Origin of the sequence: Streptomyces sp. NPDC001852 (assembly GCF_042891825.1) — a bacterium.
In the GTDB taxonomy this organism is placed as follows: Bacteria; Actinomycetota; Actinomycetes; order Streptomycetales; family Streptomycetaceae; genus Streptomyces.
The window spans coordinates 17323-32947 of the sequence record NZ_JBIATN010000005.1; the positions used below are offsets into that span (position 1 = coordinate 17323).

Here is a 15625-nt window from a genome sequence, read left to right on the forward strand (position 1 = left end):
CCTGCCGTACCCCCGACTTTCACACGGGCGCCACCAGACCCTTCCCTGACGTTTGGTGCTCTTGGAACACTCGCTCCGCGCAGATTCCGTCACTTGGACGGTGTCGCGCTACGTCAGGACGAGAGGACCCGCAGACCCATGCCCGAAGTCAACCGGCGCCGATTCCTCCAACTCGCGGGCGCCACCACGGCGTTCACCGCGCTCTCCAGCAGCATCCAGCGCGCCGCCGCACTGCCCGCGCACCACCGCACCGGAACGGTCAAGGACGTCGAGCACATCGTCGTCCTCATGCAGGAGAACCGATCCTTCGACCACTACTTCGGCACGCTCCGGGGAGTCCGCGGCTTCGGCGACCCCCGCGCCGTCTCGCAGAACGGCCGCTCGGTCTGGCAGCAGTCCGACGGCACCAAGGACATCCTGCCCTTCCACCCGGACGCCGACGACCTGGGCCTCGCCTTCATCCAGGACCTGCCGCACGGCTGGCAGGACACGCACGCCGCCTTCAACGGGGGCAGGTACGACAAGTGGGTGCCGGCCAAGGGCACCACGACCATGGCACACCTGACCCGCGGGGACATACCGTTCCACTACGCGCTCGCCGACGCGTTCACCATCTGCGACGCCTACCACTGCTCGTTCATGGGCTCGACCGACCCGAACCGCTACTACATGTGGACCGGTTACGTCGGCAACGACGGCCAGGGCGGCGGCCCGGTCCTCGGCAACGACGAGAAGGGCTACGGCTGGACGACGTACCCCGAGCGCCTGGAGAAGGCGGGGGTCTCCTGGAAGATCTACCAGGACGTCGGCGACGGCCTGGACGCGAACGGCGGCTGGGGCTGGATCCAGGACGCCTACCGCGGCAACTACGGCGACAACGCCCTGCTCTACTTCAACCAGTACCGCAACGCGGCGCCCGGCGACCCGCTGTACGACAAGGCCCGCACCGGCACCGACGCACGCAAGGGCGAGGGCTTCTTCGACCAGCTGAAGGCCGACGTCAAGGCCGGAAAGCTGCCGCAGGTCTCCTGGATCGTCGCCCCCGAGGCCTTCACCGAGCACCCCAACTGGCCCGCCAACTACGGCGCCTGGTACGTCTCCCAGGTCCTGGACGCGCTCACCTCCGACCCCGAGGTGTGGGGGAAGACCGCGCTGTTCATCACCTACGACGAGAACGACGGCTTCTTCGACCACGTCATCCCGCCCTTCCCGCCGGCCTCCGGCGACCGGGGCAAGTCGACCGTGGACCCCTCCCTCGACCTGTACAAGGGAGACGCGAGTCATGCCGGCGGCCCCTACGGCCTCGGCCAGCGCGTGCCGATGCTGGTCGTGTCCCCGTGGAGCAAGGGCGGTTACGTCTGCTCGGAGACCTTCGACCACACCTCGATCATCCGGTTCATCGAGCGCCGCTTCGGTGTGCACGAGCCGAACGTCTCCCCCTGGCGCCGCGCGATCGTCGGCGACCTGACCAGCGCCTTCGACTTCTCCCGGAAGGACACCAAGCCGGTGGCGCTGCCGTCCACGGCCGCCTACGAGCCGCCGGACCACAAGCGGCACCCGGACTACGTGCCCAAGCCGCCCGCGCACCCCGCCCTGCCCAGGCAGGAGCGCGGCAGCCGGCCCACCCGCCCGCTGAAGTACGCCCCGGTCGTGGACGGTTCCGCGGACAGCGCGGCCGGCACCCTCACGCTCACGTTCGCCTCGGGGGCGCACGCGGGCACCGCCTTCCTGGTGACCTCCGGCAACCGCACCGACGGCCCCTGGACCTACACCACCGCGGCCGGCAAGTCCCTCTCCGACACCTGGAACTCGGCCTACTCCGGCGGCGTGCACGACCTCGCCGTGCACGGCCCCAACGGTTTCCTGCGCGTCTTCAAGGGCAAGGGCGGGGCCGCGGGACCGGAGGCGACCGCGCGGCACGTGGGCGACGACCTGGAACTCACCTTCACCAACAAGGGCTCCGGCACGGTGAGGCTGAAGGTCGTCAGCGGCTACGGCGGTGCCCCGGCGACGGTGACCGTACGGCCCGGCGCGACCGTCCGGCACACCGTGGACCTCACGGCGAGCAAGCGCTGGTACGACGTGACGGTCACCTGCGAGGCCGACCCGGCGTTCCTGCGCGGCTTCGCCGGCCATGTCGAGAACGGTCACCCCGGCGTCAGCGACCCGGCGATCGCCGCGGAGTGAACGGGCGATGAACACCGCTCCGTGCGGACTGGTCAGGTACGGGTCATATCAAGGTAGTGTGCCCCGGTGACCACGCAATCGAACACTCCGGCAGGCTGGTACCCGGATCCGCACGGAGCGCCGCAGACGCTCCGCTACTGGGACGGCACGCAGTGGACCGAGCACACCAACCCGGCGCAGCAGCCCGCCGGTCAGGTTCCGCAGCAGCAGACCGCCCCGCAGCAGTTCGGCGTCCCGCAGCAGCAGGCGCCCGCCCAGCAGTTCGGCGCCCCGCAGGCGCAGGCCGCCGACCCCAAGGTGCAGCGCCAGGTGCAGCAGCAGGCCGGGGTCGCGGCCGGCGGCCCCGGCGGCGGCACCCTCTTCACCGAGCCCGTCCTGGTGGTGAACCAGAAGGCCAAGCTGATCGAGCTCACCAACGAGTACAAGGTCATGGACCAGCACGGCCGGGACATCGGCTCGGTCACCGAGGTCGGGCAGGGCGCGCTGAAGAAGATCCTGCGCTTCGTCTCCAGCCTCGACCAGTTCATGACCCACAAGCTGGAGATCCGTGACGCCTACGGCCAGCCGCAGCTGGTGCTGACCCGGCCCGCGAAGTTCTTCAAGTCCCGGGTCGTCGTGACGCGTCCGGACGGCTCGCCGGTCGGCGAGATCGTCCAGCAGAACATGATCGGGAAGATCAACTTCGCCATGAACGCGAACGGCCAGCAGGTCGGCGCGATCAAGGCGGAGAACTGGCGGGCGTGGAACTTCGCGATCGTCGACCATGCGGACAACGAGGTCGCCCGGATCACCAAGACCTGGGAGGGCCTCGCCAAGACGCTGTTCACGACCGCGGACAACTACGTCCTGCAGATCCACTACCAGCTGCCCGAGCCGCTGCTGAGCCTCGTGGTGGCGACGGCCCTGACCGTCGACACCGCGCTCAAGCAGGACTCGCGGGGCTGGAACTGAGCGGGCCCCGACGGGGGAGGACACGCGGCACCACAGGTGCGGCCATGGCGGCCGGTGCGCGGGATGCACGCGTGCCGGCCGCTGTCGTGCGGTGGGGCCGAACGCCCCGGAGCTAGGCGGCGAACGCGTTCACCCCGGTCAGCTCCGCCGAGAGCTCCCACAGCCGGGCGGCCTGTTCCGGATCGATCGCCCAGTCCTTGACGCCGACGCGCTCGTCGCCCTCCGGCGCGACCTCGGCGATGTCGCAGTCCTCCAGATAGACGCCACCGAGCCCGTCGAGCTGCGGCGAGGTCGCCGCCCACACCTGGGTGGCCGCACCCTGCTGCGGGGACTTGAAGCCCTCGGGGTCGAGCACGTTGCCGTCCTCGTCGATCCAGCCGCGCTGGATCATCTCCTCCTTGGGCAGGTGCCGTTGGAGCGGGGTGATGATGCCGCCGGGGTGCAGGGCGAAGGCACGGACACCGGCGTCGCGGCCGAGCCTGTCGAGCTGGACGGCGAACAGGACATTGGCGGTCTTGGCCTGGCCGTACGCCTCCCACTTGTCGTAGCCCCGCCGCCAGTGGACGTCGTCCCAGCGGATACCGGAGAAGTGGTGGCCGCGGGAGGAGACGGAGACGACCCGGGCACCGCCCGGCGCGATCGCGGGCCACAGACGGTTGACGAGGGCGAAGTGACCGAGGTGGTTGGTGGCGAACTGGGCCTCCCAGCCCGGCCCGACCCTGGTCTCCGGACACGCCATGATCCCGGCGCTGTCGATCACCATGTCGATGGTCCGGCCCGAGGCGAGGAACCGCTCGGCGAAGCCGCGCACGCTCTCCAGGTCGCCGAGGTCCAGTTCGTCCAGCTCGACGCCGGGAAGGCCGGCCAGCGCGCCCTCGGCGGTGGCCGGGCGGCGAGCGGGCACGACCACGTGGGCGCCGGCCCTGACGAGCGAACGGGTGGTCTCGAGGCCGATGCCCGAGTAACCCCCGGTGACGAGGGCGAGCTTGCCCGTCAGGTCGATGCCCTGCAGGACGTCGTCGGCGGTGCTGGTGGCGCCGAAACCCGAGCCGATCTTGTGCTGTGCGGTGCTCATGTCCGGAACGCTACGAGTTCGAGTGCTCTCGAAGTCAAGCGCGGCCCCGGCGGCCGGACCGCTGAGAAGAGCCTCTGAGAGATGCCTCTGAGAAACCTCAAGTGTTTTGCCACGCGGAGGGTGCGGAAGCCACCATGATCCACATGGCAGTTTTCGCAGGACTGAACAAGAGGCACGACGTCGTGCCCGTCATCCGGGACGCGGACCTGGTCGCCGTCGCCCTGCGCACGGCGCTGGCCGAGGCATCGCCCGAGCAGCGCCCGGGCCTGGAACGGGCCGCCGCACTCGTCGAGTCCACCGCGGCCGCCACCGAGGGCCAGGTGCGCGCCCGTTGGGTCCGCTCCCGGCTGGCCGCGGTCGGCTTCGAGGGGGACATCGCCTCGGTCGCGGCGGTGAAGGCACTGCGTCAGGCGGAGCCGAGGCTGAGCCTGCTGGCGGCGGTGCAACTGCAGAAGGAAGCTGTGGCCCACCCGGAGTGATCCGGCCCGTCACCGCTCACACCCCGTGACGGGTTCGGGGTCGTGCCGGCGCATCCGGAGTCAGAGCGCCGTGAGATGTCCGGGCTCTTCCGGCTGCCGCGGCACGAGGGCCGGTTCGGCGGTCGCCGTGCCCGGCTCCAGGGCCAGTACCGCGGCCACGGGGTGGTCGTCGTCCTCGGGCACGGGTTCCGGCGCGACCCGGGTCAGCAGCACCACTCCCCAGGACGCCAGGCCCGCTCCGGCGAGCGCCAGCAGCAGGCCGGCCGGGCCGCCGTGGAGGCCCTGGCCGAGCAGGGTGAGGCCGATGACCGCGGCGGCCAACGGGTTGGCGAGGGTGACCACGGCCAGCGGCGCGCCGAGGCCGCCGCGGTAGGCGGTCTGGGAGAGCAGCAGCCCGCCGACGGCGAACGCGGCGACGAGTACGGCGACCACGACGACCTCGGTGCTCAGGACCGGGCCCGTGCGGTCCGTGGCCGCCACGGTCACCGTCTGGGTCAGCGCCGAGGCGACACCGGAGGCGAAGCCGGACGCCGTGGCGTGCCTGAGGCCCGGCCGGGCGCCGGGCCGGGAGAGCATGCCGATCGCGGCCGCGGTCGTACCGGCGACGGCCAGTGCCTCGGTCAGCGACAGCACCCGTGCGGGCGCCGGACCGGAGGCGGTGACGAGCAGCGCGGCGAGCCCGAGCAGCGTCAGCGCCGTACCGCGCCACTCCACCGCGCTGACCCGGCGCCCCGCCGCCCGCGCGCCGAGCGGTACGGCCGCGACCAGGGTGAGCGCGCCGAGCGGCTGGACGAGGGTGAGCGGGCCGTACTTGAGGGCGATGACGTGCAGAAGGGCGGCGGCCGCGTTCAGGCCGACCGCCGACCACCAGGCGCCGGTGCCGAGCAGCCGGAGCAGGCCGGTGCCGGTGGTGCGGGAGGCGAGGCGTTCCTGGGCGACGGCGGCCAGCGCGTAGGCGATCGCCGAGATCAGGGAGAGGGCGACGGCGATCACGGCGGCGGCGCTCATCGGGCCGCTCCCGCCAGGACGGGCTCGCGCGGCGCGAGCCGGCCGGCGCCGCGGTCCGCCGTGCCGGCGGTCCGGTGCGGCGGACGGATCACGGCGAGGGCGACGCCGAGCATGGCCGTCGCGACGACGGCGTCGAGCCAGTAGTGGTTCGCCGTGCCCACGATCACCAGCAGCGTGATCAGCGGGTGCAGCAGCCACAGCCCGCGGTACCGGGACCGGGTGGCCGCGATCAGGCCGATCGCCACCATCAGCGCCCAGCCGAAGTGCAGCGACGGCATCGCCGCGAACTGGTTGGACAGATGGTCGCTGGACGGCGGGCCGTACACGTCCGGGCCGTAGACCCGTGCGGTGTCCACCAGGCCGGTACCGGCCAGCATCCGCGGCGGGGCCAGCGGGAACGTGAAGGGCAGCACCAGCGCGGCCGTGGTGACGACCGCGAGGACCCGGCGGGCCCACACGTAGTGCGCGGGCCGTCTGAGGTACAGCCAGACCAGGAAGGCGAGCGTCGCCGGGAAGTGGACGGTGGCGTAGTAGGTGTTCGCCAGGTGGACGAGGGTGTCGCCGTGCAGCAGTGCGGACTGTACGGCGTTCTCGCGGGGGAGGTGCAGTGCCCGCTCCAGGTCCCACACGCGGTGGGCGTTGTGCAGGGCGTTCGCGGTGTGCCCGGTGGCCAGTTGCCGGCCGAGCTTGTAGACGAGGAAGAGTCCCGCGACCAGCAGAAGCTCACGTATGAGCGCCGGGCGCGCCAGGGCGTCCGGCGGCTCCGCTGCTGCCTCTGCAGGCTCGGTTCGGGCGTTCATCCCCCGGCCCCTTCGCTGACGGTCGTGCGTGTGGTGGTGCGGACGAGCCCCGGCCCCCTGGACCGAGCTCATCGATACGTCATCGTACCGATACGCCAGTGTACCGATACGGTCGAGTACCGGTACACTTGCGTATCGGTTGAGGTACGACACACTGGAGAAGGGTCGACCGCGCCGCTGGAGAAACGCTTGAGCGGGGCGTGCGCCGACGGCCCACCGGACACGAGTGAGGGGAAGCACCGCATGACGTCGCAGGCCGCGGACGCACCGGAGACGGTCGTCGCCTCGCGCCGCTCCAAGATCACGCCCGAGCGTGAGCGGGAGTTCTTCGACGCCGTGCTCGAGCAGATCCGCGAATGCGGCTACGAGTCCGTGACCATGGAGGGCGTCGCCGCCAGCACCCGGTGCAGCAAGTCCACGCTCTACCGGCAGTGGAAGACCAAGCCCCAGTTCGTCGCGGCCGCGCTGCGCGCCAACCGCCGGGTGAGGTTCGCCGGCATCGACACCGGATCGCTCGCCGAGGACCTGCGCCAGGCCGCACGGACCGTGGGGGACTGGTCCGGCAAGGACACCAAGCTGCTCCAGGCGCTGGGGCCCGCGGTGACCGCGGACCACGAACTGGCCGAGGCACTGCGCGAGGCACTGGTGTATCCGGAGATCGCCGCGCTGCAGGAGATGCTCGCGCGGGGCGTGGCCCGGGGCGAGGTCCGGGCCGGGCATCCGGCGCTGGACTACGTCCCGGCCATGATGTTCGGAGTGCTGCGCGTCCGGCCGGTGCTCTGCGGCCAGTACGCCGACAGCGACTATCTCACCGGGTTCGTGGAGGCCGCCGTACTGCCCGCACTCGGGCTGACCTGAGACCCAGGCCGCCGTTCACGGGATGACTGAACGGCGACCTGCCGGCGCCGCACCGTGGGGACGGGGGCGGCGCGCACCCCCCGGCCGGGTGGGGTTCCTCTTGAGCGGAGGGGCGCCCCACCCGGCCGCATCACGTCCGGGGGCCGCCGGCCGGATCGCGTCCCGGCGGCCACGGATCACACGTCCTGGCCGTTCCCGCCGCCGGACGACACCTTGATCCCCCTGAGGATCTCGTCGATGACCGATGCGTCCTGGCCGACGTCGACGCCGAAGCGCACCACCACGATCTGCTGGGCGTCGTCGGGGGAGGGGAAGGCGACCGACTCGACATAGCCGTCGGCGCCCTTGCTGGTGACCGCCTTCCAGCGCACCATGTACCCCTTCTGCCCGGCCACCGTCACCGCGCCGGAGCCCAGCACCTGGTGCGAGGTGATGCTGCCGTAGGTGGTCCCGCCGTAGGACTCCTTGGCGTTGGCCGCGATGTCCGCCTCGGCGACCTTCTCGGCCGTGTCGCCCGCGATGCGCAGCGCCTGGGCCGGAGCCGTGTAGGCGCCGCCCGCGGTGCAGGTCTGGCTGGAGTCGCCCGGGCACTTGTAGGAGTCGTCGGAGGTCACCTGCGCGCCGACGCTGATCGTCTGCCCGGTCCAGCCCTTCGGCACCGGAAGAGTGATGCCGTTGACCGGGTCCGGTACCGTGCCGCCGCCCTTGACCTTCGGAGCCTCGGACTGGTTCGGCGACGGCGAGGCCCCACCGGACCCACCGGGACCGCCCGAGCCCCCCGAGCCCCCGGACCCTCCCTGACCGCCGAAACCGCCGCCCGCACCACCGTCCTGTCCGCCCGCCGCGCCCTGCCGCGACCCGGCCCGGTCGGCACTGCCGCCGCCGGGATCCTCGGTCAGGGCCCACGCGCCGAGCGCGATGCTCGCCAGTACCGTGGTCGCCACCGCGACGGCCACCCCCGTGCGCACACGGCGCCGGGACCCGCTCGGCGGCGGGGCGGGGTAGCCCGGATACGCCGGGTACCCGGGCTGCGCGCCGTAGGCGGGGGCCGTGGGCGCCGCCGGGTGCGGGCCGCCGGCGGGCGGCGGCTGTGTCGGGGGACCCCACGTGGCGGCCGTCCCGGCGGGGCGGGTCTGGTCCGTCCAGGCCTTGCCGTCCCACCAGCGCTCGGTGGGCGGACCGTCGTTCGTCTGCCCGGGGTCGGGGTACCACCCGGGGGGAGTCACCTGCGTCATGAACCCACCGTATGAGGCGACGGTGAAAGTGTGATGAGAGGATCCGCCGCCAATCGACCGGACCGGACATTTCGGCACCAGGATTTTTCCCACTGCTCGCCTACGGCCCCCCGGTCGCCGACGTCCTGCCCCGGAAGGCCGTGGACACCGGGCTCCTGCACCTCCTGCCACTCGAACCAGGGCGCCCGGCGAAACCGGCCGCCACCACGCCCGCCCGGAACCCGCCCCGCCCCAGGCGAGGTTGACGGTCCGTCCGCTGTGGACCGGCTGTTCGGGCCGGGTGCGCGTCGCCTGCCCGCACCCACTTTCACCCGCCGGGGCAACAGCTGCCCCGACCGGTCACCACGCCTCCCACCGGACGGCTACGCTCATGTTCCGTACATCATTCGGGCGACCTGGGGAGGTAACGGGATGACGGAGGGACGGCCGCCGACGGCCGCCTCGGCTTCCCTGTGGGAGCGGGACGCGGAGATCGCCACCGTCGCACAGGCACTCGACCTCCTGTGCGCCGACCAGTCGTCCGCGGGCAGCCTGCTGGTCTTCCGCGGCGAGGCGGGAGTCGGCAAGACCGCGCTGCTGGCCGAGACACGCCGCATCGCCGAACGCCGCGGCTGCGTCGTGTGGTCCGCGCGCGGCGCCGAGACCCTGAAGTCCGTCCCGTTCAACGTGGTGCGGCAACTGCTCCAGCCCGCCCTGCTGTCGTTACTGCCCGAGGAGGCCCGCGAGTACCTCGGCGACTGGTACGACATCGCCGGACCCGCCCTCGGCATAGCGGATCCGCAGGAGGGCAGCGCCGACCCGCAGTACGTGTGCGACGGACTCGTCGCCGCGGTGCGCCGGCTCGCCCGCCGCGAGTGGCCGCTGGTGCTGCTGATCGACGACGCGCACTGGGCCGACCAGGAGACCCTGCGCTGGCTCGCCGCGTTCGCCGAACGCCTGGACGACCTCTCCGTCCTCGTCGTGGTCGCCCGCCGTCCGGGCGAGGTCAGCGGCGACAGCGCCCGCCACCTCGACGCGGTGACCGCCGCCGCGGGCCGCCCCGTCACCACCCTCAGGGCCCTCACCCCCGACGCCGCGGCGGGCCTCACCCGGGCCGCCCTCGGCCGCCACGCCGACGACGCGTTCTGCCGCGAGGTCTGGGCCGTCACCGGGGGCAACCCCTACGAGACCACCGAACTCCTCGCCAAGGTGCGGGACAGCGAACTGCAGCCGGTCGAGGCGCGGGCCGGCGAACTGCGCGCCCTCAACCGTGCCGCCCGCGGCGGCGGACTGGTCGACCGCCTCAAGGGGCTCGGTCTGGAGGCCACCCAGTTCGCCTGGGCGGCCGCCATCCTGGGCACCGGCATCACCGTCGACATGGTCGCCCGCCTCGCCACCATGGACGAGTCCGTCGCACGGCACAGCGCCGAGCTGCTCCGCACCGCCCGCATCCTCACCGAACCGGAGCCCACGGCCGGCCGTGAACGCGAGGAGGGCGAGCTGGAGTTCGTCCACCCGGTCATCGCCACCACCGTCTACAACTCCATCCCCTCCGGCGTGTGCACGGCCATGCACGGAGTCGCCGCGCAGATCATCACCGAGCTGGGACGCGGCGCCGCCCAGGCCGCCCGGCACCTGCTGAAGGTGCACCCCGACGGCGACGAGGAACTCGTGGAGCAGCTGCGCGAGGCCGCCCGCGAACACCTCGCCGTCGGCGCGCCCGACGCGGCCCGCACCTGCCTCGAACGCGCCCTGCAGGAGCCGCCGCTCCCCGAGGTCCACGCCCACGTCCTGTACGAACTGGGCTGCGCCACCCTGCTCACGGCACCCGCCGTCACCATCGACCACCTGCAGTTCGCGCTCGGCATGCCCGGACTCGACGGCGAGCGGCGGGTCGACGCGGTGGTCCGGCTCTCCCAGGCGCTGCTCCACAACGACCAGCTGGAGGAGGCCGTCCGCACGGTCGAGGCCGAGGCGGCCCGGCACGAACCCGGATCCGTGAAGATGCGGCTGCAGGCCGTGCAGTTCATGTGGGAGGGCATCCACGGCGAGACCGTCTCCCCGGCCCGCTCCCGGCGCCTCGCCGAACTCGCGAGCACCTGCACCGGCCGCGACAACTCCGAACGCGCCCTGCTCATCCTGCGCGGCTTCGACGCCATGACCCACGGCGAGAGTGCCGACGAGGTGCTCGAACAGTGCGACCGCGCCCTCGTCAACGGCCGGCTCGCCCCCGGCCTCGGCTGGACCGACCCCGAATGGGGCATCGAGCTGCTGATGATGCTCGGCAGCGCATACGCCTACGCCGACCGGCTCGACCGCGCCGAGAGTCTCTTCGCCGAGGCCCTGCGCGTCTACACCGGTGCCGGCTGGCGCGGCGGCCACCTCTCCCTCGCCAACGCCTTCCTCGGGCTCGCCTACCGCAGGCAGGGCCGGCTGCGCGACGCCGAGTCCACCCTGCGCGAGGCCCTGGTCCTCGCCGAACGCGTCGGCCGCCGCCTGCCGCTGTACTGGTCGGCGACCTGCGGACTGGTCGACACCCTGCTGGCCCGCGGCCGTATCGACGAGGCCTGGTCCATCGCCGAGCAGTACGGCTTCGCGCCGCCCTACCCCTCCACGATCGTGCTGCCCGACATCCGCTGCGTACGCGGCCGGCTGCTGCTCGCCGTCGGCCGCACCGAGGAGGGCGTCCACGAGCTGGAGGCCGCCGAGAAGATCGCCGCCTCGCGCGGCGGCCACAACCCGGTCCTCTCGCCCTGGTCGGTCGACCTCGCCAGGGCTCTCGCCGACCGTGACCCGGAGCGGGCCGCACAGCTCGCCGCCGACGCCCGCCGGCAGGCCGAACGCTTCGGCACGGACACCGCCATCGGCGAGGCCCTGCGCTGCGCCGCCGCCCTGGAGACCGGCGGGCGCGCCGTCCAGCTCGCCGCCCGGGCCGTCACCTACCTGGAGGCCTCACCCTGCCAGTACGAACACGCGGCGGCCCGCGTCGAGTACGGCATCGCCGCCCGCTCCGTCACGGAGCTGGGCCGCGGTCTGGACCTGGCCCGGGCGTGCGGCGCGGAGGGACTGGCGGACCGGGCGAGGGAGGTGCTGGAGACGGGGCGGGGGCTGCGGTAGCCCGGTTCGGGAGACCTCACACCGCGAGCAGCTGCTCCGTCACCGTCGCCAGGCGCTTGCGGACCTCCGGGTCGTACGTCTCCTCGTGCGCCCGGGCCCGCCGCGTCCCGTCGAAGTAGCCGCCGCTGCCCGACTCCCCGGTGGCCAGGGCCAGTACGCCCGCCGCGCCGTCCGCGACCGAGCTCCACGGGGCGATCCCGCTCTCGCGGACCATCGCCGTGTCCATGAAGGTCGCGGGGTGCAGGACGTTCACCGACACCCCGCTGTCCGCCAGTTCCTCGGCGAGCGTGAAGGTGTGCGCGGCCAGGGCGAACTTGCTGCGGCAGTACGCCGACATCCCGCTGTAGCCGTGCGTGAGTTCCGGGTCGGTGACGTCGAGGGGTTCCTGGCCGGCCGAGCCGACGTTCACGATCCGGGCCGGCGTGTTGGCGCGCAGCACCGGCAGCAGGGACCGGGTGAGGACGACCGGCGCGAGATAGTTCACCGCGAGCCGCAGCTCGTGCCCGTCGGCGCTCAGCTCCCGCCCGGAGCCGGGCGTGCCGCCACCGGCCCCCGCGTTGTTGATCAGCACGTCGAGTTCGGGACGGGCCTCGGCGACCCGGGCGCCCAGTTCGCGCACCTCGGCGAGACGGGCCAGGTCGGCGACGAACCCCTCGGCCTCGCCCTCCGTGCTCAGCTCCGCGACCAGCCGCTCGGTGCGCTGCCGGTCGCGGCCGTGGGCGAGGACGACATGGCCGGCACGGACCAGTTCGAAGGCCACGTACCGGCCCAGTCCCGAGGTGGCGCCGGTGATCAGAATGGTGGACATGGTCCCACCCTAGGCGCGGTCCGCCGCCGTGAGGGAGGTGCTGCTGAAGCTACGACCCGCAGGGTCACCCTCCTTCGCCGTCCTCCTCGTCGAGCACCCGCTGGGCGGTCGCGAACGCGGAGTTGGCGGCCGGCACCCCGCAGTAGACGGCGGTCTGCAGCAGCACCGCGCCGATCTCCCCGGGGGTCAGCCCGTTGCGCCGCGCCGCCCGTACGTGCATCGCCAGCTCGTCGTGGTGGCCGTGGGCGACCAGCGCGGTCAGCGTGATCATGCTGCGCTCGCGCCGGGACAGCGTCGGATCGGTCCAGATCTCGCCCCAGGCGTAGCGGGAGATGAAGTCCTGGAACCGGCCGGTGAACGGGGTCTGCCGGGCCTGCGCCCGGTCCACGTGGGCGTCGCCCAGCACCTCCCGGCGCACCGCCATCCCGCTGGCCGGCGGCCCGTCGAGCTGGGTGCGCAGCGCCGTCAGCACGGCCCGCGGGCACTCGGCGGGCGCCAGATGGGAGGCGCCGGGCAGCTCCACCAGCGCCGAGCCGGGCACCGCGTCGGCGATCTCCCGCAGATGCGCGGGGGGCGTCGCGGGGTCCTGCCGGCCCGCCACCAGCAGGGTCGGTACGGCGATGTCGCCGAGCCGGTCGCGCAGGTCGAACGCGGCGAGCGCGTCGCAACAGGCCGCGTACGCCTCCGGATCGGCCTCCCGGTGGTCCCGGACCAGCCTCGGGACGGTGAACCCCGGCGTGAACCAGCGTGCGTCGGCGCTCTCCACCAGCCACTCCACGCCCTCGCGGCGCACCCGCCCCGCCCGCTCCCGCCAGGCCGTGCCGCCACCGAAGTGGGCGGAGGAACACAGCACGGCCAGGGAGGTCAGCCGCTCGGGGTGGTGCACGGCCAGGTGGAGGCCGACGGCGCCGCCGAGGGAGACGCCCGCGTAGGCGAACCGGTCGATGCCGAGCGCGTCGGCGAGGGCCAGCACCAGCGCGGCGAGGTCGCCGACGGTCGCTCCCGGTCCGATCAGCTCCGGCGCCGAACCGCCGTGACCGGGCAGGTCCCAGCGCACCACGCGGTGGGCGGCCGACAGCTCGGGCGCGACCGCGTCCCACAGGGCGTACGAGGTGCCGAGCGACGGCCCCAGCAGCAGCGGGGGCGCCGAGACCGGGCCTTCCGCCAGGTGGTTGAGGAGTTTCTCGGTCAACGTCGCTCCAGGGCACGGTCGGTGAGGGTTCCGGCGAAGCCGGTGTAGTGGGTGGGGGAGCACAGGTCGTCCACGTCGATGTCCTTCAACTCGACTTGTTCCGCGAGGAGTTCGCGCAGCGGCCGGTCCTCGGCGTGTGCACGGCGGGCCAGTTGGGTCAGCAGCTCCTTGGCACGCGCACGGCCGAGGACGGGGCTGAGGGCGGCGGACAGCCGCTCGGACACGATCAGGCCCCGGGTGATGCCGAGGTTCCGGCGCATCGCGGCGGGATGTACGCGCAGGCCCTCGGCCAGCTCGGCCGCGTGGGCGGCCGCGCCGCCCGCCAGCCGGAGCAGGTCGCGCAGCGGCTCCCACTCGGCGTGCCAGGCGCCGGCCGGCCGCTCGTCCTCGGCCGCGAGGGAGCCGTACAGCGTCGCGGCGAGCTGGGGGGCACGCCGTGCGGTGGCCAGGAGGAGCGTGGCGCGCACCGGGTTGGCCTTGTGCGGCATGGCCGACGAGCCGCCGCCGCTGCCCTCGTTCACCTCGCCGATCTCGGTGCGCGAGAGCGTCAGCACATCCACGGCGAGCTTGCCCAGCGCCCCCGCGGCGAAGGCCAGGCACCCCGCCAGGTCGGCGATCGGCGTGCGCAGCGTGTGCCAGGGCAACGCCGGTGCGGCGAGGCCGACTTCGCGGGCATACGCCGCCGTCAGCGCCGTGGCGTCCTGGGCGCCGTACGCCTGGAAGGCGGCCAAGGTCCCGGCCGCGCCGCCGAGTTGGGCGGGGAGCGTGTCCCGCACCCGGGTGACGCGGTCCCGCGCGTCCAGGACCAGCGAGCGCCAGCCGGCCGCCTTCAGCCCGAACGTGGTCGGTACGGCGTGCTGGGTGAGCGTCCGTCCGGGCATCACCGTCTCCCGGTGCCCGGCGGCGAGTGCGGCCAGCGCCCGCTCGGCGCGGCCCAGGTCGGCGAGCACCAGGCCGAGGGTGCGCGCGGCCACCAGCATCGTCGCCGTGTCCATGATGTCCTGGCTGGTGGCACCCCGGTGGACGTAGGGGCCGTACTCCTCGCCGACCCCTCGCGTCAGGTCGGCGACCAGCGGGATGACCGGGTTGCCGCCGGCCGGGGTCCGCGCGGCCAGACCGCGGAGGTCGAACCGCTCCGGGGCGGCCGCCTCGGTCACCGCCGCGGCGGCCTCGGCCGGGGCGAGCCCGAGTGCGGCCTGCGCCCGGGTCAGCGCGGCCTCGGCGTCGAGCAGCGCCCGCAGATACGCGTGGTCACCGGTCTCGGTCGCGGCGTCCGACAGCGCCCACTCGGGTGCGAGCAGACCGGTGTCGGCGTACGGAGGGGGCGCAGATGTCACTGGAACTCCAGGAAGACCGTCTCGCCTTCGCCCTGAAGGCGGATGTCGAAACGGTAGGTGCCCGGACCCTCCTCGGCGGCGATCAGCGTGTCGCGCCGGTCGCCCACCCGGGTGAGCAGCGGGTCGGCGGCGAGCGCGGCCTCGTCGCCCGGCAGGTAGACGCGGGTGAACAGGTGGACGAGCAGGCCGCGCGCGAAGACGCAGACACTCAGGTACGGCGCGTTCCCGCCGCGTGCGCCGGGACGCAGCGTGCGCGCGTACCAGTGGCCGTCGGCGTCCGTCTGGATACGCCCCCAGCCGGTGAACTCCACGCCGTTGCGGCCGAGATACCCGCCGGTGGCCGGGTCGCGCCGGATGGAGCCGTCGACCTGCGGGACCGTCCCGTCGGGGCGCGGCCCCCACACCTCGACGAGCGCGTCCGGCAGCGGATTGCCCTCGCCGTCGAGGACGTACCCGTGCACGGTGATGGTGTCCGGGTGGCCGAGCGGGGCGATCTCCTCGCCGCCGCGGAAGGGCAGGGCGTAGCCGTAGAAGGGGCCGACCGTGTGGGAGGGGGTGGGCAGCACCTGCTCCGGGCTGCTCGTGTCGGTCTTCGTCAT

At 73.3% G+C, this 15625-nt stretch carries 13 protein-coding genes; 5 read left to right on the forward strand and 8 right to left on the reverse strand.

Annotation, left to right across the window (positions count from 1 at the left end; translation table 11 throughout):
* Window positions 1-138: 138 nt before the first annotated feature.
* Together ACFYZB_RS10320 and ACFYZB_RS10325 are read left to right on the forward strand one after the other, a co-directional pair.
* Window positions 139-2187, forward strand: coding sequence for a phosphocholine-specific phospholipase C (locus ACFYZB_RS10320; RefSeq protein WP_388756581.1), 2049 nt, complete (start codon window positions 139-141; stop codon window positions 2185-2187).
* 66 nt (window positions 2188-2253) lie between these two features.
* Window positions 2254-3138 (forward strand): phospholipid scramblase-related protein, encoded by an 885-nt coding sequence (locus ACFYZB_RS10325; protein WP_388756584.1) that lies wholly within the window; start codon window positions 2254-2256, stop codon window positions 3136-3138.
* A gap of 112 nt (window positions 3139-3250) precedes the next feature.
* Here the strand turns inward: ACFYZB_RS10325 and ACFYZB_RS10330 are convergent, their stop codons facing one another.
* The gene (locus ACFYZB_RS10330) at window positions 3251-4213 is read right to left on the reverse strand and encodes an SDR family NAD(P)-dependent oxidoreductase (protein WP_388756587.1); all 963 of its coding nucleotides are present in this window, start codon (window positions 4211-4213) and stop codon (window positions 3251-3253) included.
* A gap of 143 nt (window positions 4214-4356) precedes the next feature.
* Here ACFYZB_RS10330 and ACFYZB_RS10335 point away from each other — a divergent pair, with 143 nt between their 5' ends.
* The gene (locus ACFYZB_RS10335) at window positions 4357-4692 is read left to right on the forward strand and encodes a hypothetical protein (RefSeq protein ID WP_388756590.1); all 336 of its coding nucleotides are present in this window, start codon (window positions 4357-4359) and stop codon (window positions 4690-4692) included.
* A gap of 60 nt (window positions 4693-4752) precedes the next feature.
* Here ACFYZB_RS10335 and ACFYZB_RS10340 read toward each other — a convergent pair whose 3' ends face one another.
* The gene (locus ACFYZB_RS10340; protein WP_388756593.1) at window positions 4753-5700 is read right to left on the reverse strand and encodes a hypothetical protein; all 948 of its coding nucleotides are present in this window, start codon (window positions 5698-5700) and stop codon (window positions 4753-4755) included.
* Window positions 5697-6500 (reverse strand): phosphatase PAP2 family protein, encoded by an 804-nt coding sequence (locus ACFYZB_RS10345; RefSeq protein WP_388756596.1) that lies wholly within the window; start codon window positions 6498-6500, stop codon window positions 5697-5699. The genes ACFYZB_RS10340 and ACFYZB_RS10345 overlap by 4 nt, the downstream gene beginning before the upstream one ends.
* A 243-nt stretch (window positions 6501-6743) precedes the next feature.
* Here ACFYZB_RS10345 and ACFYZB_RS10350 point away from each other — a divergent pair, with 243 nt between their 5' ends.
* Entirely contained in the window at window positions 6744-7358 is a 615-nt protein-coding gene (locus ACFYZB_RS10350; RefSeq protein ID WP_388756599.1) for a TetR/AcrR family transcriptional regulator C-terminal ligand-binding domain-containing protein, read from the forward strand.
* Between the two features lie 176 nt (window positions 7359-7534).
* Here the strand turns inward: ACFYZB_RS10350 and ACFYZB_RS10355 are convergent, their stop codons facing one another.
* Entirely contained in the window at window positions 7535-8593 is a 1059-nt protein-coding gene (locus tag ACFYZB_RS10355; RefSeq protein ID WP_388756601.1) for a DUF2510 domain-containing protein, read from the reverse strand.
* 411 nt (window positions 8594-9004) lie between these two features.
* On the opposite strand from ACFYZB_RS10355, the gene ACFYZB_RS10360 reads away from it, so the two are divergent.
* Window positions 9005-11689 (forward strand): ATP-binding protein, encoded by a 2685-nt coding sequence (locus tag ACFYZB_RS10360; RefSeq protein WP_388756604.1) that lies wholly within the window; start codon window positions 9005-9007, stop codon window positions 11687-11689.
* Window positions 11690-11705: 16 nt separating this feature from the next.
* On the opposite strand, the gene ACFYZB_RS10365 is transcribed toward ACFYZB_RS10360, so the two are convergent.
* The 4 genes from ACFYZB_RS10365 to pcaG form a co-directional block, all read right to left on the reverse strand.
* Window positions 11706-12497, reverse strand: coding sequence for an SDR family NAD(P)-dependent oxidoreductase (locus ACFYZB_RS10365; RefSeq protein ID WP_388756607.1), 792 nt, complete (start codon window positions 12495-12497; stop codon window positions 11706-11708).
* A gap of 64 nt (window positions 12498-12561) precedes the next feature.
* Entirely contained in the window at window positions 12562-13689 is a 1128-nt protein-coding gene (gene pcaD, locus ACFYZB_RS10370) for a 3-oxoadipate enol-lactonase (protein WP_388756609.1), read from the reverse strand.
* Window positions 13686-15026 (reverse strand): 3-carboxy-cis,cis-muconate cycloisomerase, encoded by a 1341-nt coding sequence (gene pcaB / locus ACFYZB_RS10375; RefSeq protein WP_388756611.1) that lies wholly within the window; start codon window positions 15024-15026, stop codon window positions 13686-13688. The genes pcaD and pcaB overlap by 4 nt, the downstream gene beginning before the upstream one ends.
* Window positions 15023-15625 (reverse strand): protocatechuate 3,4-dioxygenase subunit alpha, encoded by a 603-nt coding sequence (pcaG, locus tag ACFYZB_RS10380; RefSeq protein WP_351212325.1) that lies wholly within the window; start codon window positions 15623-15625, stop codon window positions 15023-15025. Before pcaG ends, pcaB begins: the two co-directional genes overlap by 4 nt.